Consider the following 21,867-nt stretch of genomic DNA (forward strand, 5'->3'; position numbering starts at 1 on the left):
CGCTCCGGCTCAAGGCCCCGTCGGCTCCACCGGGAGTCCCTGCGCCCGCCAGGCCTGGAAGCCGCCCACCAGGTCCGTCGCCCGGTGCAGACCGAGCCGGTGGAGGGAGGCGACGGCGAGGCTGGAGGCGTAGCCCTCGTTGCAGATCACCACGACGCGCAGGTCGTGGCCGGTGGCCTCGGGAACGCGGTGGCTGCCCTGGGGATCGAGGCGCCACTCCAGTTCATTGCGCTCGACGACGAGCGCGCCGGGGATCAGCCCGTCCCGCTCGCGCAGGGCCGCGTAGCGGATGTCGACCAGCAGCGCCTCACCCCTCCGTGCCGCCTCGTGCGCCTCCCGTGCCTCGATGCGCCGGTAGCCCGCGCGCACCCGCTCCAGCAACTCGTCGATGCCGACCGGTGCATGACCGAGGTCGCCGCTCACTGCCAGTCCTCCGGGCGTTCGACCTGCTCCAGGCGGAGTACCTGACCGGTGCGGCTGTAGCGGCGGATGCGTGGAAGGGGCGGGTAGTAGGCGTGCACGGAGATCGCGTGCTCCTCGGGGGACTCGTTGAGGACCTCGTGGACGTGGTGGCGGCCGAAGGAGCGTCCCTCGCCGACGGGCAGCCGGCGTTCGCGGTCCACGTCCTCGGTGAGTTCCAGGTTCTTCCAGCCGTCGGTGGGCAGCCGGGCGGCGAGCGAGTACTCCCTGAGCACGCCGGAGGCCGTGAGGAACGCGCCGATCGAGTCGGCGTGGTCGTGCCAGCCCGTGCCGGTGCCGGGCGGCCAGCCGATCAGCCAGGCCTCGCTGCCGCCCGGACCCTCCAGTCGCAGCCAGGTGCGGCCGTCCGGGTCGAGCGGTAGCGAGGCGATCAGCTCGGTGTCGGCGGCGGTACGCCGCACGAAGTCGAGGAGGTCCGCCTGGGTGGGCGCCGAGCCGACGGCAGGGGACACGGGAGCGGGGGAGACAGACACGTGCACCGTCCTGGGAGATGTTCGCGGAACGGGCGCACCGCGGCGCCCGGAAAGAGAGGGGGCGAAATCAGCAGGACGGGCGACACACACAGCCCGCGTAGCGGACGAGGTCCATATGGACCCTCCGCCACAGGCGCACGCAGGTGTCGGTCATGGTGCGGAGTACAGCATGCCGGGATACTCCGGTCAACTCACCGTCACCATGTGGACAGAGGGTGACAGGCCAGCGGGTCAGCGGGCGCCGGAGACAGCCCGCGCCTCCTGTTGCGCGGCGCCCCCCATCGTCGCCTCCGCCGCCGCGTACAGGTCGGCCGGGCGGACCCCGCTCAGCGCGGTGACCAGGTGGCCGTCGGGGCGCACGAGCAGCACGCTGTGCGCCGGCGCACCCGGGTAGCTCTCCGCGACCAGCAGCTCGGCACGGTACGGCAGCGCGGTCACGGAAGCCGCGAGCCGCGGCATGACCCCGGCCGACATCCAGTGCTTGCGGTCCCACACGCCCGTACCCGGCGCGATCAGGACGACGAGCAGGACGCCGCGGCCGAGCCGGTCGCGCAGCCGCACGAAGGAACCGTCCTCCGCGGTGACCCGCACGTCGGCGACCGGTGCACCGGGCGGGGTGCCGAGCGGGATCTCCCCATCGAGCTGCCGGGGTGCGAGCGGCGAGTCGGCGTACGTCACCGGCGCTCCGAGCGGCCCGCGCCCCAGGTGACCGTCCGTGAGCAGCGCGTCGTGGCCCCGTGCCGTGCCCGGGACCATCTGGCGCAGCCCGCCGGCGCCACGCAGCACCGGCAGCACCTGGTCGGCGGCGCGCAGCCGGGCGGTGATCGCCAGGCGGCGCTCGGCCTGATAGCTGTCCAGCAGCACCTCGTGCGGGCCGTGATGCCAGGCCGGGGCCAGCTTCCAGGCGAGGTTGTCGGCGTCCCTGAGGCCCTCGTCCAGCCCCTGGGTGCCGAGCGCGCCGAGCAGATGGGCCGCGTCCCCGGCGAGGAAGACCCGGCCGACACGCCACCGGCGGGCGAGCCGGTGGTGCACCGTGTGGACACCGGTGTCGAGCAGCTCGTACGGCGGTGTGGAGCCGTCCGTCCAGCCCGCGAGCGTCTCGCGGATCCGGGACACCAGGATCTCGGGCGTGACCAGGTCCTTGCCCGGTGGCAGCAGCCAGTCCAGGCGCCACGCGCCGTCCGGGAGGGGGCGGGCGGTCACCTCCCCGGCCGAGGGCCCGGACTGCCGCCACGGCGGCATCCGATGGAGCAACGCGCGGCCCTCCCACGGAAGTTCCACGCGTAGCGCGGCGACCGCGTGCCGCTCCACCGCGGTACGGCCCGGGAAGCGGATGTCCTGGAGTTTGCGCACGGTGGAGCGCGGTCCGTCGCAGCCGACCAGATAACTGCCACGCCACCAGGTCCCGTGCGGACCACGGGTGTGCGCCGTGATGCCGGAACGCTCCTGCTCGATCGAGTCCAGGCGGCTGTCCACGGCGATCCGCACCAGCGGCTCGTCGGCGACGGCCGCCCGCAGGGCGGCCGTGACGACGTGCTGGGCGATGTGCAGCGGCGCGGCGGGGTCCGCCTCGTCGAAGGTGATCTCGCTCAGCACCTGCCTGCGCCTGAGGGACCGCCATCCGGCCCACCGCACACCGTGGTCGCCGAGCGCCACCCCGGTCAGCCGCTCCAGCAGGGCGGCCGTGTCCTCCCGCAGCACGACGGTGCGTGCCGGTCGGGGTTCGTCCTTGCCGGGGCCCTCGTCCAGGACGACGGACGGCACCTCCTGGCGGGCCAGTGCCAGCGCGAGCGTGAGCCCGACGGGCCCCGCTCCGACGATGATCACCGGGTCCATGACGCCGCGCCCCCTGCCCGTGACGATGCCCTGACGGTGACAAGTGAACAGGAAGGGGGAGCGGGGTGCACGATCACAGAATGTATGCAACCCATTGGCAGAGTTTGCGTCAAGCCACCAGGGGCAGTGGCGATCAGGCCACTGCCCCTGGGGCGCCCGTGTCACCTGAATGAACGTCAGTTCCCGTGGACGCCGCCGTGGTGGCCGCCGCCGACGAAGGGGCCGCCGGGGTCCACGCCGCCGACGGCGCCTCCGGCCCCGGTCGCCGCCGAGCCCGCGATGCCCGCGACGTCCTGGACACCGAGCACCGCGCCGGACGACTTCTTGCGCCGCCGCAGCCGGCCCTCCAGCCAACTCGCGAACGAGGTCAGCGAGAAGTTGACGATCACGAAGATCACGGCCACCACCGTGAACGAGGCGATGGTGTTCGCGCCGTAGTAGCCGCTCATCGTGTTCGCCGACGCGAGCAGTTCGGGGAACGTGAGGACGGCGCCGCCGAGCGCGGTGTCCTTCACGACGACCACCAACTGGCTGACGATCGCCGGGAGCATCGCGGTGACCGCCTGCGGCAGCAGGATGAGCCGCATCACCTGGCCCTTGCGCAGACCGATCGCCATGGCCGCCTCGGACTGGCCCTTCGGCAGGGCGAGGATGCCCGCCCGGACGATCTCGGCGAGCACCGACGCGTTGTACAGCACCAGACCGGTGACGACCGCGTACAGCGGGCGGTCGTCGGAACTCACGTTGGTGTACTGGCTGTACAGCTCGTTGCCGAAGATCATCAGGACGAGCACCGGAATCGCGCGGAAGAACTCGACCACGACCGTCGCCGGTATCCGCACCCACGCATGGTCCGCGAGCCGGGCGATGCCGAAGAAGGCACCCAGCGGGAGCGCGATGACCATGGCCAGGGCCGCCGCCTTCAAGGTGTTCTGCAGGCCCGGCCAGATGTACGTCGAATACGCCTCCGAGCTGAAGAACGGTTTCCACAGCGCCCAGGCCAGCTGGCCCTTCTCGTCGAGGGACGTGTACACCCACCATGCGAGGGCGGCGAGGCAGACCAGGAAGACCGCCGTGTACAGGATGTTCCGCCGCTTGGCCCGCGGGCCCTGGGCGTCGTACAGGACCGAGCTCATCGCTTCACCGCCACCTTCTTGCCCACCCAGCCGAGAATCAGACCGGTCGGCAGCGTCAGGCAGCAGAACCCGAAGGCGATGACCGCGGAGATCGCCAGCAGTTGCGCCTCGTTCTCCACCATCTTCTTCATCAGGAGCGCCGCTTCCGCCACGCCGATCGCGGCCGCCACCGTCGTGTTCTTCGTCAATGCGATCAGCACGTTGGCCAGCGGGCCGACGGCGGCGCGGAAGGCCTGCGGGAGTACGACCAGGAACAGCACCTGGGTGAAGCTCAGGCCGATGGCCCGGGCCGCCTCCGCCTGACCGACCGGCACCGTGTTGATGCCGGAGCGGATCGCCTCGCAGACGAAGGCCGACGTGTAGACGATCAGACCGAGCACGGCCAGCCGGAAGTTGGTCGTGTCGACCTTGTCCGAGCCCAGGTCGATGCCCAGCGTCTGGTTGAGACCGAGCGAGGCGAAGAGGATGATCACCGTGAGCGGGATGTTCCGCAGGATGTTCACGTAGGTGGTGCCGAAACCGCGCATCAGCGGTACGGGGCCCACCCGCATGGCTGCCAGCAGGGTGCCCCAGACCAGGGAGCCCACGGCGGACAGCAGCGTGAGCTGCACCGTCGTCCAGAAGGCGCCCAGCACGTCGTACTTGTCAAGAAAGTCGAACACGATCTCCCGCGCTTCCGCGTGTCAGGGATGCCCGGGTGCGCCGCCCTCAGCGACGGCGCACCCACCGGGCGTTTCCTCAGCTCTTGATGTCGCCGATCTTCGGGGCGGGCTCGTTCTTGTAGTTGGCAGGACCGAAGTTCTTCTTCACGGCCGTTTCCCAGGAACCGTCGGAGACCATCTCCTCGAGCGCCTTGTTGATCTTGTCCTTCAGGGCGCTGCCCTTCTTGACGCCGATGCCGTAGTTCTCGTTGGTCATCTTGAAGCCGCCGAGCTTGAACTTGCCCTTGAACTGGGCCTGGGCGGCGTAGCCGGCGAGGATCGAGTCGTCCGTGGTCAGGGCGTCGATCGCCTTGCTCTGCAGACCGGTCAGGCAGGCCGAGTACGTGGGGTACTGCTGGAGCTGCGCCTTGGGGGCCAGCTTGTCGTGCACGTTCTGCGCCGAGGTCGAGCCCGTCACCGAGCACAGCTTCTTCTTGTTCAGGTCCGCCGGGGACTTGATGCTGTTGTCGTCCGCGCGGATCAGCACGTCCTGATGTGCCAGCAGGTACGGACCGGCGAAGTCGACCTTCTGCTGACGCTCCGGGGTGATCGAGTAGGTGGCGGCGATGAAGTCGACGTCACCGCGCTGCAGCATGGTCTCGCGGTCGGCGCTCTTCGACTCCTTCCACTCGATCCGGTCGGCGCTGTAGCCGAGCTTCTTGGCGACATAGGTGGCCACGTCCACGTCGAAGCCCGCGTATCCCTGCGGGGTCTTCTGGCCCAGGCCCGGCTGGTCGAACTTGATGCCGATGGCGATCTTCTTGCCGCCACCGGAGGAGCCGTTGTCGTCCTTCTTGCCGCCACCGCACGCGGTGGCCGCCACAGTGAGGGCGAGAACGACGGCCGAGGCGGCGGTGGCCTTGCGGAGCTTCATGCTGAACTTCCTTTGAATGGGAGGAACGAGGTCCGTTGGAAAAGGCAACCCAGGGGCGGGGCAGGCCCTGGCCCGTCAGTGGTGCAGGATCTTGGACAGGAAGTCCTTGGCCCGGTCGCTGCGCGGGTTGCTGAAGAACTGGTCGGGCGCAGCCTGTTCGACGATCCGGCCGTCGGCCATGAAGACCACACGGTTGGCAGCCGATCGTGCGAATCCCATCTCGTGGGTGACGACGACCATCGTCATGCCCTCACGGGCGAGCTGCTGCATGACCTCGAGGACCTCGTTGATCATCTCGGGGTCGAGGGCGGAGGTCGGCTCGTCGAAGAGCATGACCTTCGGGCCCATCGCCAGCGCCCGCGCGATGGCCACGCGCTGCTGCTGGCCGCCGGACAGCTGGGCGGGGTACTTGTCGGCCTGGGTGCCCACGCCGACCCGGTCGAGCAGGGACCGGGCCTTCTCCTCGGCCTGCTTCTTGTCCGCCTTGCGGACCTTGAGCTGACCCAGCATCACGTTCTCGAGCACGGTCTTGTGCGCGAAGAGGTTGAAGGACTGGAAGACCATCCCGACGTCCGCCCGCAGCCGCGCCAGCTCCTTGCCCTCCTGCGGCAGGGCCTTTCCGTCGATCGTGATCGTGCCCGAGTCGATCGTCTCCAGGCGGTTGATCGTGCGGCACAGGGTCGACTTTCCGGACCCGGAGGGCCCGATGACCACGACGACCTCGCCGCGGGCGATCGTCAGGTCGATGTCCTGGAGCACGTGCAACGCGCCGAAGTGCTTGTTGACGCTCTTCAGGACGACCAGTTCGTCGGACGTGACCGCGTCTTCCTTGGTCACCGATACATTGGTCATCGCTCTCGGGCTCCGTCCTCCTCGGTTTCGGAGGACAGTAGTGAGCGGCTGTGACCTGCGTCATCACATCTGAGGGAGATCTGAGCATCACGATCCGATAGCAATCGGACACGTGTCGTAGCACTTGCCGCCCGTGCGCGTATCGGCCGGATAACGGAACCGGCGGGCAACCGGAACCCTCTTGACGCCGTCCTTCTCCATCGGCGTCACTGCCATGGTGCACGCGCGCGTGGCCTACATGACGCGCGAGAACCCAGACCGTACGACCGCTGAACCGGAGGGGGCCGGGATGAGACTGCTGCTCGTCGAGGACGACAACCATGTCGCAGCGGCCCTGTCCGCCGTACTCGCGCGACACGGCTTCGACGTCACCCACGCGCGCAGCGGCGAGGAGGCCCTCCAGGCACTCGTCCCCGAGGGCAACGGTTTCGGCGTGGTCCTGCTCGACCTGGGCCTGCCCGACCAGGACGGCTACGAGGTCTGCGGCAAGATACGCAAGCGCACCAGCACCCCGGTGATCATGGTCACCGCGCGTTCCGACGTCCGCTCCCGCATCCACGGGCTCAATCTGGGCGCCGACGACTACGTGGTGAAGCCGTACGACACCGGTGAACTGCTCGCCCGTATCCACGCCGTCAGCCGGCGTACCGTCCAGGAGGACCCGGCGACCGGCGTGGAGAGTGCCCTGCATCTCGGGTCCGTGCTCATCGAACTGCCCACCCGGCAGGTCACCGTGGACGGTTCGGTCGTCCAACTGACCCGCAAGGAGTTCGACCTGCTCGCCCTGCTCGCGCAGCGCCCCGGCGTGGTGTTCCGGCGGGAACAGATCATCAGCGAGGTCTGGCGCACCAGTTGGGAAGGCACCGGACGCACCCTGGAGGTGCACGTCGCCTCCCTGCGCGCCAAACTGCGCATGCCCGCGCTGATCGAGACCGTACGCGGCGTCGGCTACCGGCTCGTCGCCCCGGCCGCCTAGCGGGGACGGGTGCGCACACGGCTCCTGCCGCTGCTCATCGTCCTGATGGCGGCCGTCCTCCTGGCCCTCGGGCTCCCGCTCGCCATCAGTGTGGCCGCCGCCCAGCAGCAGAAGGTCGTCGTCGACCGCATCGACGACACGGCACGGTTCGCGGCGCTCGCCCAGTTCGTCACCGACGGCCCCAGCGGATCTCGCCGCACCAGCACCGACGAGCGCCTGGAGGCCCTGCGCAGCGAACTCGCCAGCTACTACGGCGTCTACGGCATCAACGCGGGTGTGTTCTACCGCAACGGCTCGGCGATGGCCAACGCGCCCGACGACTGGTTCGTACCGCGGACGGGGGAGGTGCGCGAGGCCTTCGACGAGGCGCTGCTCAGCCGGCGCAGCCACGATCCCAAGCAGGTGTGGCCCTGGCAGCGCAGCCGGCTGGTCGTCGCCTCGCCGGTGATCCGGGACGGTGACGTCGTGGCGGTCGTGGTCACCGACTCGCCCACCGGGCAGATGCGTTCCCGGACCCTGCGCGGCTGGCTGCTCATAGGGGCCGGGGAGAGCGCGGCGATGCTGCTGGCTGTCGGCGCGGCGCTACGGCTGACCGGCTGGGTCCTGAGACCGGTCCGGGTGCTGGACGCCACCACGCACGACATCGCCACCGGCCGGCTGAAGTCGCGGGTGGCGGTCGCCGGCGGCCCGCCGGAACTCAGACGGCTGGCCCGGTCGTTCAACGAGATGGCGGACAACGTCGAGGACGTCCTGGAGCAGCAGCGCGCCTTCGTCGCGGACGCCTCGCACCAGCTGCGCAACCCGCTCTCGGCGCTGCTTCTGCGCATCGAACTGCTCGCCCTCGAACTCCCCGAGGGCAACGAGGAGATCGCCTCGGTCCGCACCGAGGGCAAGCGCCTTGCGCAGGTCCTGGACGACCTGCTCGACCTGGCGCTGGCCGAGCACGCCGAGGCGGACCTGCGGCTCACCGACATCGGCGCGCTCGCCGAGGAGCGGATCGCCGCCTGGTCTCCGGCCGCCGACGCCAAGGGTGTCCGGCTGACCGGGGACTGCCCGCCCACGACCGCTTGGGCGGACCCGATCACCCTGTCCAGCGCGCTGGACGCGGTGATCGACAACGCCGTGAAGTTCTCGCCCCAGGGCGGCACGGTGGAGCTGACCGTCGCCGCCGACGGCGACACCTCCACGGTCGTGGTCACCGACACCGGGCCCGGCCTCACCGAGGAGGAACTCGCGCGCGTGGGCGACCGCTTCTGGCGCAGTGGCCGCCACCAGAACATCAAGGGATCGGGCCTCGGCCTCTCCATCGTGCGCGCCCTGCTCACGGCGGGCGGCGGCTCGATCGACTACGCCCACCATGAGCCACGGGGCCTGCGGGTGACGGTGACGGTACCCAGGCACGCGGAGCCGTGACGGGGGCTGCGGCGGGCCCGGGCGCCGGATACGGCTCGGCGACGCCGCCACGGACGGGGATGCCGGTGGCGTCGTAACCAGGCCTGGCCGACGGCCTTTCAGACGGCAGGGGCAGGGGCAGGGGCAGGGGCAGGGGCAGGGGCAGGGGCAGGGGCTCGGGGGTCAGGGGGCCGGGCTGGCCGGCCTCGGCCATCGGCCGCGGCTCGGCTCGGGTCGATGGAAGCCCGCGCGGGACAAGGCGGCCCGGCACGGCCACGGTCCGGTTCGGTCCGGTTCGGCGGGACTCGGCCTGGCCTCCGGCTCGGCGGGACTCGGCTCGGGCCGGCCCCGCTCGGTGGATGCCCGCGCGGGACGAGGGGCTCGGCAATCGGCCACGGTTCGGCTCGGGCCTGGTCCCGCTCGACTCGGCCTGGCTTTCGGTTCTCTACGGCCCGAGCAAGGCCCGCGCCGGCCTCCGGCTCGGTGTGGCTCGGTTCGGCCCGGCCGCGGGCCGGCGGGGCTCGGGGGCGCTCCGGTGGCGGTCCGCGCTATGGCTTTACCGAGCGGTAATAGCGGCGCGCGCCCTCCTGGAGGGGGAGGGGGTCGGTGTAGATGGCGGTGCGCAGGTCGACCAGCTGGGCGGAGTGGACGTGGGCGCCGATGCCGTCGCGGCTCTTGATGACCGTGCGGGTCACCCACTCGGTCAGCCGGGGGTCCATGTCCGTACGGGTCATCAGGAGGTTGGACACGGCGATGGTCGGGACCTGGTTGCCCTGCTGTACGGCCGGATAGGCCGACTCGGGGATGTTGGTGGCCCGGTAGTAGCGGGCCTCCTCGCCCTCGCCGTGCAGCCGGGCGACGAGGTCGCCCTCGATCGGCACGAACTTGAAGGCGGACTTCTCGGCCAGCGCGACGAGCCCCTTGGTGGGCAGACCACCCGACCAGAAGAAGGCGTCGATCCTGCCCTGCTCCAGCCGCTCGGGGCCGGTGTCGATGCCGTCGGCGAACGGGGTGATGTCCTTGCGCGGGTCGATGCCGGCGGCCCTGAGCACCCGGTCGGCTATCAGCCGCACCCCGGAGTCGGCCAGCCCGATCGCCACCCGCTTGTGCCGCAGGTCCGCGACGTTCCGGATGTCCGAGTCGCTGGGCACGACGAGATGCACGTAGTCGTCGTACAGCCGGGCCACCCCGCGCAGCCGGCCGGCGCCACTGCCGTGTCCCAGCTCGTACGCCTCCACCGCGTCGGCCGCCGCGATGGTGAAGTCGGCCCTGCCGGTCGCCACCCGCTCCACGTTCTCCTGCGAACCGGCGCTGTTGAGCAGCTTCACCTTCAGGTTCGGCATGTCCTTGGCGAACTCGGCGCGCAGCCGCTCGCCGTACTCCTGGTACACCCCTTTGGGCGTGCCCGTGCTGAAGACGATGGTCCCGCTCGGCGGCTTGTCACCCAGGGGCAACAGCCACCACAACAGCAGGCCGAGCACCACGGCACCGGCGGCCGCGGTCGGCGCCGCCCGGCGCCTGCTGATACGGGGGAACACCTTGGACATGCGGCGATCCTGCCAGGCCGGGCGCGGCGCTGAACAGGGCCGAGGTCACTTCGAGGCCGACAAGAGCCGCACGGGCCGTGTCAGTGGCGGTCGTTAGAGTCGTCGCATGAGTACTTCGCCCGCCGATCTCGTCCGTGAGTTCCACCGTGCCTTCGGCCTCGACGTCCGCAGTACGCCGACGGAGGTGGACCCCGAACTGGCCGCACACCGTGGAGAGCTGCTCGCCGCGGAGGTCGCCGAGGTGGCAGTCGGCGGACCACTGGACAAGCTCGCGCACGAACTGGCTGATGTGGTCTACGTGGCGTACGGCTCGGCGCTGGTCCACGGCATCGACCTCGACACGGTGATCGCCGAGATCCACCGCGCCAACATGAGCAAGCTCGGCCCGGACGGGCAGGTGGCCCGCCGGGCCGACGGCAAGGTCCTCAAGGGAGAGCACTACCGGGCGCCTGACGTGTCGTCCGTTCTGCGCCGCCAAGGCTGGATACCGGCGGCGCAGAACGGCTCCTAGGCGCCGAGTGCCCGGAGGGTGCCGCTCGCCAGGTTCCACTCGCGGTGCAGCGTGCCCAGTGGAATGCTCCGCTGGATCACCGGGGTGCCGAAGAGGGACAGCTGGAGTCGCAGGGTCCCGGACAGGTCGATCCCGCCGTACACACCCCAGGTGCCCTCGGCCTTCGCCTCGTCGGCGGCCGAGGAGGCCGTGACCGTGCCGGATGCCTCGCCGCGCAGATAGGGGGCCAGGTCGGCGGTGACACCGACGGTGCCGTAGAGGCCGACGGAGGCCTCGGCGCCGAGCGCCGTCTTCACGTTCCCGGCGGTGGTGACGGAAGCGTGTACGGGTGAGCTCGTCATGTCCGAGGAGCTGACGGGTGTCCAGCCCTTGGCCGGGCCGAAGGTGCCGCCCGCCGTGAAGGCGCCCTTGAGGTTCTGCTCGACGTCGACGGTGACCCGCCCGTCGCCGCTGATCTGGACGTAGGTGGTCAGATCGAGGTTGACGACGACGGGGACGGGGCCGACCTGGAGGACGGGGTTCGCGTGCAGCTTGGCGAACGGGATCCGCAGCGGGGTGCCGGTGCTCATGGCGGCCCGGCCCCTGACCGCCCAGCCGGACGTCCAGTCGCCCGACACGCCGAGGTAGGCCGACCCGGGCGGCGCGTCGGTGCCGGCGCCGCCGTAGGCGAAGTCGACCCGTGGGGCGACCTGGACGAACCCGCTCACCGAGGCGTCGGCCGAGGCCGGGGCGCCCTGGGCCGACGGCAGGTCGGCGCTCACGTCGAGCCGGAGGCTGCCGAGCGGGACCGTCGCCCCCTTCGGGCCGGCGTGCACGTCACCGGCCGCTGCCCAGGACACCTTCACATCGGGCAGCAGCTTGTCGACGGAGAAGGACGACGGGTCGACCGGTACGTCGCCCTTCGCCGTCTCGTCGCCGAGGAGCGCGTTGAGCGTGGCCGGTGCCGTCTGTACCTCGGTGCCGCCGTCCGTCTCGCCGATCACCCTGGTGACCCTTGCGAGCAGCCCGTGCGGCGCGCCGGGCGCGGGCGCGCTGGCGATCACATCGCCGACGGCGGTCTCGTGCGGTGCGCCGGAGGGATTGGGCGACGGGGTGGGGGAGGCCGTCGGGGTGCCGGACGAACTTCCGTGCCGAGCAGGCTCGTCGGAGAGTACGGCACGCCGGGTGTGGCTGTCGTACGAGCTAAGGGCGAGCGCCGTCCTGTGCGCCCGCCGTCCGGAACCGGCCGGACCCGCCGTGGCGGTCGCGGTGGTGGCGGGAGCGGCGGCGACGGCGAGTGGGCGGTCCGGGCCGTCGGCGGGCCGTTCGGCGGCCTCGACCTGCCGGCCGTGCCCGGCGGTGGCCGAGGGTTCGGCATGCGATGCGGGCGCGGCGCAGGCCGCGGCGAGGAAGAGGGTGGTCACGGTGAAGGCGGGCAGCACGGCACGTCTGTGCCGCATGCGTCTGCGCATGGTCGGTCCTGTGGGAAGTGGGGGGTGGAGGAGAGGCACCGGGCGAGTCGGCTACTTGTCGGTAGAACCGGCCGGTAACTCATGACGGGCCATGAGCATGCCACGCCCTCGGGTGCGCTCCGGCACGGTCCCCTTGCAAACCGGCCACATCCCAACATGACCTGTACCACGGTGAGTTCGCGCCACGAGTGACCGAAAAACGGCCGAGCCGGGAAGCTGCGTACGGATCGGTGATCGAGCGCCGCCCGGACGCGATCGAGCGCCGCCCGGGGAGAATCGGCTGTCAACCGGACACGATCGGCCGTCGCCCGGACGCGATGGGCCGCCGCCCGAACACCACCGACCGCCGCCCGTACGCGAACGACCGTCACGCGAACACAATCGTGCGCCGCCCGGACGCGCCCGGCCGCCACCCGGATATGGGCGACGGCCGGCACGGTGGGGGCGGGGTGCCCAAAGCCCCCGCGGGGTTCAGTGGCCGGCCAGGCCGGCGCCGCCGAGGCGGCTCAGCAGGGACGACAGCTGTGCGATGTCCTCGGTGCCCCAGGTGGGAGCGGCGAAGAGCTCGGCTGCCGTCTCCTCGGCCGTGGCGAGCATCTCCTTCAGCCGCTGCCGGCCCGTCGCGGTCAGCGACGCGTAGGCCACGCGCGCGTCCCGGGCATCCGCCTCGCGGGTCACCAGCCCGATCCGTTCCAGCGGAGCGAGCCCCCGCGTGACCCCGGAGGCTGTCAGGCCCAGCGCCTCGGCGAGGTCGACCCGGCGCATACGGCCACCGGGCGCCTGCCACAGCCGTAGCAGCAGCGTGAAGTCGGCGAGGCTGACGCCGTGCAGCCCGCTCAGCCGGGCGTCGAAGCGCCGTACGAGCGCCGCCTGGGCTCGAACCAGCCGCAGCGCCGCGTCCAGGGTGTCACTCATCGCCGCGGCTCACCGCCTCGTCCCGGCGTCCGTCCCGGCACTCGTTTCCCTCTCCCGCTCGCTGCCGAGCCTTGCCCTGTCCTGTTCGTTGCCATCTCCTTGAGTCCTCAAGTTTATGCGTTGTTCGAACGGGCCTCGCGCCGCTGCCGCTTGCCCATCGGCGCCCGGGAGAGGTCCTCGGCGGTGGAACGGAGGTTCTTGAAGCCGTAGCCGCGCTCGGCCAGCCAGGTCGTCGCCGCCTCCTCCGCCCGCTCGGTCGCCTCGAGGATGTCCTCCTCTTCCTCCCCGGTGTCGGAGAAGCGGAAGCAGAAAGCCGGCCGGGCGGCGATGTCGTAGGTCAGGTTCCCCTCGGGGGTGAACGCGGCGCGCAGCACGTCGTGCTCGGCGGCGTCGGCCAGCAGCGCGGCCCGCTGTGCCTCGGTAAGGCCGTCGAAGGCGCCACGGACGGTGATCCGGAAGGTGCGAGTACTCATACCGCGACCCTAGGCACGGCATGTCCGTCGCTTCCACCGGGTTTCCGGGGGTCGCCGCGCTGTCGCCAACTCCCGTACCGTGACCGGAAGATGTCCAGCCTCCACCCTCGTTCCTGGACTTCCGGCCTCCCGTGTCACCAGACGTGTCCGCTGCCGTACAGTCCGTGGTGCGTGCGCTCCGGCGCGCCCCAGTCCGGCGGTCGACCAGGAGAGAGCATGGACATCGAAGCCGGTTCCGGCGCCCTGCCGTACGCCCCCGGAAGCGGGCGTCCGGTGCCCGAGGCCGAGCCCGCGCTCGTCGGTCGGTGGCGAGCGGCGGGAGGCGAACTGGTCGAGCTGCTCGCCCAGGTGCGCGAGCGCTTCGGCGGCGTCGCCGCGTTCCGCCTCGGACCGGTGCCGACCGTTCTCGTCACCGACCCGGACGCCGTGCAGCACGTACTCGCCCGGCACCCGGAGCGGTACGTCAAGCGCGCCCACCGCGCCCGTCTGCTGATCGGCGACGGGGTCCTCGCCGCCACCGGTACCGCGTGGAAGCGGCAACGCCGCCTGTTGCAGGCCCAGTTCACCGGCCCCGGGATACGCCGTTACGAGCAGCGGATCACCGCGGCCGCACGGACCACCGCCGGGCGCTGGGAGGAGTACGCCCGTACCGGGCAGACCCTCGACGTCGGCCGGGAGATGCGCCGCTTCGCCCTGGACGCCATCTGGCGCTCCCTCACCGGGCACGCCCTCGACGACGGAACCGAGCGCGAACTGGACGCCGTCGCCGTCGTGGCGACCGCCCTGCCGACCCTGCCCGCTGATGTCACCGACGCGCCAGACGCCGTCGCCGCCGATCTCGCCCGGATCGACGCGGTCGCCCGGCGCGCCGTCGAGGCCGCCCGCGACGGGGCGGCCGGCCCCGACGGTCCGGGCCTGCTGCACGTCCTGATCGACGCCGCCGCCGAGCACCCGGAATACACCGGCCGGCTCATCCGCGACGAGCTGGTCACGCTGCTCGCGGCCGGGCACGAGACCACGGCAACCACCCTCACCTGGCTCTATCTGCTCCTCGACCAGCATCCCGACGCCCGCGAAGAGGCCCTCGCCGCCGGAGACGAGGGCTCCGCGCCACGCCGCCAGGCCGTCCAGGCCCTGGTCCACGAGACGCTGCGGCTCTACCCGGCCGCCTGGATCCTGCCCCGCCACGCCGCCGAGGACGACGTCCTCGCCGGCTACACCGTGGCGGCGGGCACCGACCTCCTGGTCTGCCCGTACCTCACGCACCGCGACCCCCAACTGTGGCCGGAGCCAGATCGCTTCGACCCCCGGCGCTTCAGCGCCCCGGACGGCAGGCCCACCCGGCCGGGCGCCTACCTCCCGTTCGGCATGGGCCCCCGCGCCTGCCTCGGGACACAGTTCGCGCTCCGCGAGTCGACCATCCTGCTCGAACACCTGCTACCGGTCCACACGCTGTCGTTCCACACCATCCCCACCAGGGCCGAGTACGGCATCACCGTCCGCCCCGACGGACCCACCCCCGCGTCCTTGGCGGCGCCCCGCACCTGAAGCGGTCCGCCCGGTGGGTGCGCCTACTCTGGAGTGTCGCCGCGTGCAGCGAGCCGACCGACTGCCGTGGCCGTGCGGGAAGGCGGTGGCGTTCCATGCGGTACGTGACTGTGAGTGCGCTGACCCATCCCGGGCTGCTCCGCGAACGGAACGAGGACAGCCTCGTGGCCGGGCCGTGGACGCTGTGCGCCACGGTGACGGAGAGCCCGCAGACGCTGGTCTTCCCGCTCGGGACGCCCCTCGTCGTCGCCGTCGCCGACGGGCTCGGCGGGCATCCCGGGGGCGACGTGGCCAGTGCCCTGGTCGCCCGCCGGATCGCGTCCACCGGACCCGCCCTGACCAGCGAGGACGCCATCCGTGACGCCTTGCAGGCATGCAACCGCGCCGTGTACGAGGCGGCCGGCGGCGACGAGGGGAGCGAACTCACCACCATGGGCACGACGGTCGCCGGCATCGTCGTGCGGACCGACTCGCTGCTGGCGTTCAACGTGGGCGACAGCCGGGTCCTCGCGGCTTCGCCCGACGGGCTGCGCCAGGTGAGCGTCGACGACAGCCCCCCGCTCGAACCCGGGCGGCGCACCACGTCCATCGTCACCCAGTGCCTGGGCGGCAGTCCCGTGTACCGCGCCGTCCACGCGCACGTGACAGCCGAGCCCCTGTCTCCCGGCGACCGCTACCTGATCTGCACCGACGGCCTGACCGATCCCGTACCGACGGACGTGCTCGACGAGGTGATGCGGGAGCACGACGACGGCCGGGCGGCCTTCGAGCTGTGGCAGGCGGCCATCGCGGCGGGCGGCCCGGACAACATCACGCTGGCGGTCGTACGCGTCGCGGAGGCATAGGGGGAGTGAAGGCACCCGTGAGGGCGACGGGAGCCTCCGCGCAGCGCTGAGCGGGGACCCGAAGGCGGTCGAGGAGGGCCTCATCCCGACTCCGCCTCGTCCGGCGGGAAGCCGTATCGCCCTGCAGCCGCACGAAGGAGGCCGGGGTCGTCCCCCGCGGGCGCGTAAGCCCCGGTGCGGTGCGCTCGAAGCACACCACCTGTTCGTGCCCGCCCGGTCCGATCGGCTGCACCAGGCGGCCGCCCGGCGCCGTCTGTGGGACCAGCGCGGTGAGGACGCCTGCCCGGGGCTGTCCGCGGTGAGGACGCTCACCCGCAGCGCCCCGGCGAAGACCTCTCGCGACCGACCCCGGCGAAGGCGCCTACCGTGGAGACATGAGCGAGATCGTCGTCTACGAACTCGACCGGCCGGCGGCAACACGCTCGTCCACCGGATCCACGAGTGGCGCGGAACGGCGGGTCCGCAGGGTGCACGCGGCGCCGACGGCCCCCGGGTCGCGGACCGCCACGGGACCGCGGACCCTCTGCGGCAGGGACACCTTCGCCATGGAGACGGCCGACTGGAAGCCCTCCGAGCGACCTGGAGCGCCCTGGTACCCCACGGAGCACGCGTCAGTGGTCTGCCCGGACTGCGACGCCGTGATGGAGACCTGACCGGCGTACCGGCCGCCCCAGGTCGCCGCGGACACCGCGGTCCCGCCGCTCACCCGCGTTCCACGTACTCCTTGAAGTGCTCCAGGTCGCTGCGGACGAGCCGTTCGATCGCGTTCGTCTGGGCGAACCCCTTCGGCCCGCCGAAGGCGCCCCGGACCGTGTCGGGGTCGTACTCCAGCCGTGCCTGGATCCGGGTGTGGTTCTGGTCGATCGGCTGGACCGAGAAGGACCCCGTCAGCTCGGGGGCGCCCCGGGTGAGCCACTCCATCACGTGCTCACCGCGGTCGGTGACCTCGGCCTGGACCTCCCGGGCCCGGCCACCCGCCTCGACCTCCAGATGCGCCCGGCCCCCCGCATCCGTACGCGCACCCCGCACCCCGTCCAAGAAGCGCGGATAGTTCTCCAGCCTGTGCAGCGTCTCCCAGGCCGTGTCCATCGGAACCCCGACGTCGACATGCAGCTCGAGGGTGCTCATGACCCACCTCCACGTGCAGCTCATGACGCATGGCCTTCCGCTTACAGTGTGCGCCCGGAGGGAGGGGGACGAGCCGGGACGGGGCTCTTCCGACAGCGCCTACCCTTGACGCATGACCAGCAGCAGCGACCGGAGCCCCGCAGTGGACGTTCGAGCCCCCAAGAGTTACGAGATCCGCACCTACGGGTGCCAGATGAACGTCCACGATTCCGAGCGGTTGGCCGGGCTGCTCGAGGATGCCGGGTACGTGCGCGCCCCCGAAGGGTCCGACGGGGACGCGGACGTGGTCGTGTTCAACACCTGCGCCGTCCGGGAGAACGCCGACAACCGGCTGTACGGCAACCTCGGCCGGCTCGCGCCCAGAAAGGCCACGCGGCCCGGCATGCAGATCGCGGTCGGCGGCTGCCTCGCGCAGAAGGACCGCGACACCATCGTGAAGAAGGCGCCCTGGGTGGACGTCGTCTTCGGCACGCACAACATCGGCAAGCTGCCGGTGCTGCTGGAGCGCGCCCGCGTGCAGGAGGAGGCGCAGGTCGAGATCGCCGAGTCGCTGGAGGCGTTCCCGTCCACGTTGCCGACCCGGCGCGAGAGCGCCTACGCGGCCTGGGTGTCCATCTCCGTCGGCTGCAACAACACCTGCACCTTCTGTATCGTCCCGGCCCTGCGCGGCAAGGAGAAGGACCGCCGCCCCGGCGACATCCTCGCCGAGGTCGAGGCGCTGGTCGCGGAAGGTGTCAGCGAGATCACGCTGCTCGGGCAGAACGTCAACGCCTACGGCTCCGACATCGGCGACCGGGAGGCCTTCAGCAAGTTGCTGCGCGCCTGCGGACAGATCGAGGGCCTGGAGCGCGTCCGCTTCACCTCTCCCCACCCGCGCGACTTCACCGACGACGTGATCGCGGCCATGGCCGAGACCCCGAACGTGATGCCGCAGCTGCACATGCCGCTGCAGTCCGGCTCGGACACGGTCCTGAAGGCGATGCGCCGCTCGTACCGCCAGGAGCGCTACCTGGGGATCATCGAGAAGGTCCGCGCCGCCATCCCGCACGCCGCGATCACCACCGACATCATCGTGGGCTTCCCCGGCGAGACCGAGGAGGACTTCGAGCAGACCCTGCACGTCGTCCGCGAGGCCCGGTTCGCGCAGGCCTTCACCTTCCAGTACTCCAAGCGCCCGGGCACCCCGGCCGCGACCATGGAGAACCAGATCCCCAAGGAGGTCGTCCAGGCGCGTTACGAGCGGTTGGTCGCCCTGCAGGAGGAGATCTCCTGGGAGGAGAACAAGAAGCAGGTCGGCCGCACGCTCGAGCTGATGGTCGCCGAGGGGGAGGGGCGCAAGGACGGCGCCACCCACCGCCTCTCCGGCCGCGCCCCCGACAACCGGCTCGTCCACTTCACCAAGCCGGAGCAGGAGGTCCGCCCCGGTGACGTGGTCACCGTCGAGGTGACCTACGCCGCCCCGCACCACCTCCTCGCCGAGGGCCCCGTCCTCGACGTGCGCCGCACGCGCGCGGGGGACGCCTGGGAGAAGCGCAACGCCGCGGAGGCCGCCAAGCCGGCAGGCGTCATGCTGGGCCTGCCGAAGATCGGCGTCCCGGCCCCGTTGCCGGTCGCCGCGGGCAGCGGCTGCGGCTGCGACTGAATCGGCCGGGTGGGGTTCCCACCGGTCCGTCGGCGTAGTTCCCACCGGTCCGTCGGGCGGGGCTCTGGCCGGTCCGTCGGAGGTGGCGGCGGGTTCGGCGGCGGGGCCGGGGTCTGTGCGCCGCGCGCGGTAGCCACTGGCCCGCGGCGGGTGCTCGATGTTCCGCGGCTGCGGCCGGCCCGGGCGGGCCGGGTCTGCTTGTCAGCAGCGGTGGCGGCCGGCCCGGGTCGTGCCCCGGTCCGCTGACCGTTGGCGGTTGCGGCAGGCCAGGCGGGACCGGCTCTGTACAGGCCAGGCGGGACCGGCTCTGCACGTCGGCGGCGGTACGGCAGGCCCTGCGGGTGCCGGGGTCCGCGTGCGGCTGCGGTTTCGGATGGTCCCGGTCCAGGCCGGGACCGTTTTGCCGGTGGTGGTTGCGGCGCGGTACGTGCCTGCCGCCCTGGTCTGCCGGTTCGCGGTGGTGCGGCGTTACCCTGCCGATCATGCTTGTCGCCGCCGCAGTCTGTCCCTGCCCTCCGCTGCTCGTACCCGAGGTCGCCGCGGGCGCCGCGCCCGAGATGGACGCCGCGCGCGCGGCCTGCGCCGACGCCCTCGGCGTGCTCGCCGCCGCCCGCACGGACCTGCTGGTGGTCGTCGGGCCCGCCGAGCAGAGCGGACGCGGAACGTTCCCGCAGGGCACCCCGGGTTCCTTCCGCGGTTTCGGGGTCGACGTGGACGTACGTCTCGGCCCCGCCACGGACACCGCCGCCGAGCGTGAGCTGCCGCCGTCCCTGGCCGTGGGCGCCTGGCTGCTGGAGCGGACCCGCTGGGCGGATGCCCCGATCGAGGGGCTCGGCGTCGGGGAACCCCTCGCGCCCGAGCGGTGCCTCGCCGTCGGCAGGGAGATCGGCGGCCGGGCGGGGCGTGTGGCGCTGCTGGTGATGGGAGACGCCAGCGCGTGCCGCACGGTCAAGGCCCCGGGCTACCTGGACGAGCGGGCGGCACCCTTCGACGCGGAGGTCGCCCGGGCGCTGGGCGCGGCGGACGTGGCGGCCATCGGGGCACTGGACGCCGAGCTGGCCCACGAACTGAAGGCCTCCGGCCGGGCCCCCTGGCAGGTCCTGGCCGGCGCCGCCGAGGGCGCGAACCTCAGCGGCACGCTGCTGTACGAGGACGCGCCGTACGGCGTGGGGTACCTCGTCGCGACCTGGTCCTAGTGCCACCGCCCGTCCGGCCTGGTCCCGGCGGGCCGGGGGCTGCGCGCGCGTAAACGGCGGACGGCCGGGAGCCGATGTGCTCCACGACCGTCCGCCGATCCGCATGCCGCTTCCGGGACTCAGGAAGCCGGTGGCGGGCCCTCCGGCCGGGTGGGGGCTGCCGGATCGCCGCCGGCCGCAGCCGGTCCGGGACCTTCCTTGTGCGCGAGGCGGTCCATGGCCTCCTTGGCCTTGCCGGTGCTCGCCTGGATCCTGTCGCTGTACTTGTGCTTGGTCCGGTCGTCCACGGCCCTCGCGGCCTTGTCGAGACCGTGCTGGACCCGGTCCCCGTGCTGCCGCGCAAGGTCCGACACCTTGTCCCGGGCCGGGCCGAGCTTGGCCTTCATGTTGTCCAACAGACCCATGGTCCACCTTCCCTCGCGGGCCAGTTACCTGTGGGCGCCCTCGCCGGCCTCGCTGTCGGCGGCCTCCTCGGCGGACTGCTGCTTGGGGATGCCGGAGCCGTCGGACGCGTCGTCCCGGTCGGCCTCCGACCGCGCCGCCACGTCCTCGCTCCCGTCCCCGGCCGAACCCTGCCCTTCCGCCGGACCGGCCGCCTTCGCCTCCGCCGCCTCCACTTCCTCCGCCTCGGCCCCTTCCGGCTCCGCGCCGGCCTGCGCCTCGGCGGCCGACGCCTCCGGAGTCGCCTTCGACCTGCCGAGGAGTCGTGCAAAAACGCCCATATTCACTCCATACGGTACTCGTGCGGGCGAATTCCCGCGTTACCCGGTGCGTACGGTTGCGCCCGCCCGGGTCACCGCCTCCCGAGGGCCGGAGGGCAGCGTCTCGCCACGGGCAACGACCGGGGACTCCACCTGTCACGTAACTCGTTCGGGCGACCGCCAGGAGGTTTGCGAAACTGGTGCGGTGAGCAGCGCACCCTCAACCCCCCGCGTCATCGCCGTCGTCGGACCCACCGCGGCCGGAAAGTCCGATCTCGGCGTCTTCCTGGCCCAGCAGCTCGGCGGGGAGGTCGTCAACGCCGACTCCATGCAGCTGTACCGGGGGATGGACATCGGCACCGCCAAGCTGACGCCCGAAGAGCGCGGCGGCATCCCGCACCACCTGCTGGACATCTGGGACGTGACGGTCACCGCCTCCGTCGCCGAGTACCAGAAACTGGCCCGCGCCCGGATCGACGCACTGCTCGCCGAGGGCCGCTGGCCCATCCTGGTCGGCGGCTCCGGCCTGTACGTCCGCGGGGCCGTCGACAACCTGGAGTTCCCCGGCACCGACCCCGAGGTCCGGGCCGGTCTGGAGGAGGAGCTGACACTGCGCGGCGCGGGCGCGCTGCACGCCCGGCTGGCCGCCGCCGACCCCGAGGCCGCCCGCGCCATCCTGCCGAGCAACGGCCGCCGTATCGTCCGGGCGCTGGAAGTGATCGAGATCACCGGCCGGCCCTTCACCGCGAACCTGCCGGGTCACGACTCCGTCTACGACACCGTCCAGATCGGGGTCGACGTGGGCCGTCCGGAGCTGGACGAGCGGATCGCGCGCCGCGTCGACCGGATGTGGGAGGCGGGCCTCGTGGACGAGGTGCGCGCCCTGGAGGCGCAGGGGCTGCGCGAGGGGCGCACGGCCTCGCGCGCGCTGGGCTACCAGCAGGTGCTCGCGGCGCTCGTCGGGGAGTGCACGGAAGCGGAGGCGCGGGCCGAGACCGTACGCGCGACCAAGCGCTTCGCGCGCCGTCAGGATTCGTGGTTCAGGCGCGATCCCCGGGTGCACTGGTTGAGTGGGGCCCTGGCGGATCGCGGGGAACTTCCGCACCAGGCCCTGGCGTTGGTCGAACGACCGGTTACAGCCTGATCACGTCATGGCATCGGGATGCGCCGCCGGTCATCGCGGCCTTCGG

Annotated in this window: 24 protein-coding genes; 9 read left to right on the forward strand and 15 right to left on the reverse strand. The window is 71.9% G+C overall.

Translation table 11 applies throughout. From position 1 onward, the window contains the following. Positions 1-9: 9 nt before the first annotated feature. The 8 genes from AB0L59_RS31515 to AB0L59_RS31550 form a co-directional block, all read right to left on the reverse strand. A complete protein-coding gene (locus AB0L59_RS31515) occupies positions 10-423 on the reverse strand; it encodes a rhodanese-like domain-containing protein (protein WP_365590041.1) in 414 nt (137 codons plus the stop codon). After that, positions 420-953, reverse strand: coding sequence for a cysteine dioxygenase (locus AB0L59_RS31520; RefSeq protein ID WP_365590042.1), 534 nt, complete (start codon positions 951-953; stop codon positions 420-422). The genes AB0L59_RS31515 and AB0L59_RS31520 overlap by 4 nt, the downstream gene beginning before the upstream one ends. Before the next feature lie 67 nt (positions 954-1,020). Beyond that, a complete protein-coding gene (locus tag AB0L59_RS31525; RefSeq protein WP_313960178.1) occupies positions 1,021-1,107 on the reverse strand; it encodes a putative leader peptide in 87 nt (28 codons plus the stop codon). A 77-nt stretch (positions 1,108-1,184) separates the two neighbouring features. Further along, positions 1,185-2,789 (reverse strand): FAD-dependent monooxygenase, encoded by a 1,605-nt coding sequence (locus AB0L59_RS31530; RefSeq protein WP_365590043.1) that lies wholly within the window; start codon positions 2,787-2,789, stop codon positions 1,185-1,187. 176 nt (positions 2,790-2,965) lie between these two features. Continuing rightward, entirely contained in the window at positions 2,966-3,925 is a 960-nt protein-coding gene (locus tag AB0L59_RS31535; protein WP_365590044.1) for an amino acid ABC transporter permease, read from the reverse strand. Continuing rightward, positions 3,922-4,587: an amino acid ABC transporter permease gene (locus AB0L59_RS31540; protein ID WP_365590045.1), complete on the reverse strand. Its 666-nt coding sequence runs from the start codon at positions 4,585-4,587 to the stop codon at positions 3,922-3,924. The genes AB0L59_RS31535 and AB0L59_RS31540 overlap by 4 nt, the downstream gene beginning before the upstream one ends. 76 nt (positions 4,588-4,663) lie before the next feature. Further along, a complete protein-coding gene (locus AB0L59_RS31545) occupies positions 4,664-5,500 on the reverse strand; it encodes a glutamate ABC transporter substrate-binding protein (RefSeq protein WP_365590046.1) in 837 nt (278 codons plus the stop codon). Between the two features lie 75 nt (positions 5,501-5,575). Beyond that, positions 5,576-6,352, reverse strand: a complete 777-nt coding sequence (locus AB0L59_RS31550; protein WP_365590047.1) for an amino acid ABC transporter ATP-binding protein — start codon at positions 6,350-6,352, stop codon at positions 5,576-5,578. Between the two features lie 289 nt (positions 6,353-6,641). On the opposite strand from AB0L59_RS31550, the gene AB0L59_RS31555 reads away from it, so the two are divergent. Together AB0L59_RS31555 and AB0L59_RS31560 are read left to right on the forward strand one after the other, a co-directional pair. Further along, on the forward strand, positions 6,642-7,328 hold the full coding sequence (locus AB0L59_RS31555; RefSeq protein ID WP_365590048.1) for a response regulator transcription factor: 687 nt from the start codon (positions 6,642-6,644) through the stop codon (positions 7,326-7,328). Between the two features lie 9 nt (positions 7,329-7,337). Next, entirely contained in the window at positions 7,338-8,741 is a 1,404-nt protein-coding gene (locus AB0L59_RS31560) for a HAMP domain-containing sensor histidine kinase (RefSeq protein WP_365590049.1), read from the forward strand. 527 nt (positions 8,742-9,268) lie between these two features. Here AB0L59_RS31560 and AB0L59_RS31565 read toward each other — a convergent pair. Continuing rightward, entirely contained in the window at positions 9,269-10,267 is a 999-nt protein-coding gene (locus AB0L59_RS31565) for a TAXI family TRAP transporter solute-binding subunit (RefSeq protein WP_365590050.1), read from the reverse strand. Positions 10,268-10,373: 106 nt separating this feature from the next. On the opposite strand from AB0L59_RS31565, the gene AB0L59_RS31570 reads away from it, so the two are divergent. Next, entirely contained in the window at positions 10,374-10,778 is a 405-nt protein-coding gene (locus tag AB0L59_RS31570) for a hypothetical protein (RefSeq protein ID WP_365590051.1), read from the forward strand. Here AB0L59_RS31570 and AB0L59_RS31575 read toward each other — a convergent pair. The 3 genes from AB0L59_RS31575 to AB0L59_RS31585 all read right to left on the reverse strand — a co-directional run bounded on the left by AB0L59_RS31575 (position 10,775) and on the right by AB0L59_RS31585 (position 13,617). Next, positions 10,775-12,229 carry a hypothetical protein gene (locus tag AB0L59_RS31575; protein ID WP_365590052.1) on the reverse strand — a complete coding sequence of 485 codons (1,455 nt, stop codon included), beginning with the start codon at positions 12,227-12,229 and terminating at the stop codon, positions 10,775-10,777. The two genes, AB0L59_RS31570 and AB0L59_RS31575, sit on opposite strands and share 4 nt — an antisense overlap. Positions 12,230-12,700: 471 nt before the next feature. Next, positions 12,701-13,144, reverse strand: coding sequence for a MarR family transcriptional regulator (locus tag AB0L59_RS31580; RefSeq protein ID WP_365590053.1), 444 nt, complete (start codon positions 13,142-13,144; stop codon positions 12,701-12,703). 113 nt (positions 13,145-13,257) lie between these two features. Next, complete coding sequence (locus AB0L59_RS31585; RefSeq protein ID WP_365590054.1) at positions 13,258-13,617, reverse strand: DUF6204 family protein; 360 nt, start codon at positions 13,615-13,617, stop codon at positions 13,258-13,260. Positions 13,618-13,833: 216 nt separating this feature from the next. Between AB0L59_RS31585 and AB0L59_RS31590 the strand changes: the two genes are divergently transcribed. The 3 genes from AB0L59_RS31590 to AB0L59_RS31600 all read left to right on the forward strand — a co-directional run bounded on the left by AB0L59_RS31590 (position 13,834) and on the right by AB0L59_RS31600 (position 16,663). After that, complete coding sequence (locus AB0L59_RS31590; RefSeq protein WP_365590055.1) at positions 13,834-15,165, forward strand: cytochrome P450; 1,332 nt, start codon at positions 13,834-13,836, stop codon at positions 15,163-15,165. Between the two features lie 95 nt (positions 15,166-15,260). Next, positions 15,261-16,010 (forward strand): PP2C family serine/threonine-protein phosphatase, encoded by a 750-nt coding sequence (locus AB0L59_RS31595; protein WP_365590056.1) that lies wholly within the window; start codon positions 15,261-15,263, stop codon positions 16,008-16,010. A 374-nt stretch (positions 16,011-16,384) separates the two neighbouring features. After that, a complete protein-coding gene (locus AB0L59_RS31600; protein ID WP_365590057.1) occupies positions 16,385-16,663 on the forward strand; it encodes a hypothetical protein in 279 nt (92 codons plus the stop codon). Between the two features lie 49 nt (positions 16,664-16,712). Here the strand turns inward: AB0L59_RS31600 and AB0L59_RS31605 are convergent, their stop codons facing one another. Beyond that, positions 16,713-17,138, reverse strand: coding sequence for an SRPBCC family protein (locus AB0L59_RS31605; RefSeq protein ID WP_365590058.1), 426 nt, complete (start codon positions 17,136-17,138; stop codon positions 16,713-16,715). Between the two features lie 112 nt (positions 17,139-17,250). On the opposite strand from AB0L59_RS31605, the gene miaB reads away from it, so the two are divergent. Both miaB and AB0L59_RS31615 read left to right on the forward strand, forming a co-directional pair. Further along, positions 17,251-18,780, forward strand: coding sequence for a tRNA (N6-isopentenyl adenosine(37)-C2)-methylthiotransferase MiaB (gene miaB, locus AB0L59_RS31610; RefSeq protein WP_365590059.1), 1,530 nt, complete (start codon positions 17,251-17,253; stop codon positions 18,778-18,780). A 482-nt stretch (positions 18,781-19,262) separates the two neighbouring features. Continuing rightward, on the forward strand, positions 19,263-19,976 hold the full coding sequence (locus AB0L59_RS31615) for a class III extradiol dioxygenase subunit B-like domain-containing protein (protein WP_365590060.1): 714 nt from the start codon (positions 19,263-19,265) through the stop codon (positions 19,974-19,976). A 119-nt stretch (positions 19,977-20,095) separates the two neighbouring features. Here the strand turns inward: AB0L59_RS31615 and AB0L59_RS31620 are convergent, their stop codons facing one another. Beyond that, the gene (locus tag AB0L59_RS31620) at positions 20,096-20,380 is read right to left on the reverse strand and encodes an antitoxin (RefSeq protein WP_365590061.1); all 285 of its coding nucleotides are present in this window, start codon (positions 20,378-20,380) and stop codon (positions 20,096-20,098) included. A gap of 24 nt (positions 20,381-20,404) precedes the next feature. Next, entirely contained in the window at positions 20,405-20,698 is a 294-nt protein-coding gene (locus AB0L59_RS31625; RefSeq protein ID WP_365590062.1) for a hypothetical protein, read from the reverse strand. A gap of 184 nt (positions 20,699-20,882) precedes the next feature. Here AB0L59_RS31625 and miaA point away from each other — a divergent pair, with 184 nt between their 5' ends. After that, positions 20,883-21,821: a tRNA (adenosine(37)-N6)-dimethylallyltransferase MiaA gene (gene miaA / locus AB0L59_RS31630; protein ID WP_365590063.1), complete on the forward strand. Its 939-nt coding sequence runs from the start codon at positions 20,883-20,885 to the stop codon at positions 21,819-21,821. The last annotated feature ends 46 nt before the right edge of the window (positions 21,822-21,867 follow it).

The sequence above is a fragment of the Streptomyces sp. NPDC052109 genome (assembly GCF_040680195.1).
Taxonomy (GTDB): domain Bacteria; phylum Actinomycetota; class Actinomycetes; order Streptomycetales; family Streptomycetaceae; genus Streptomyces.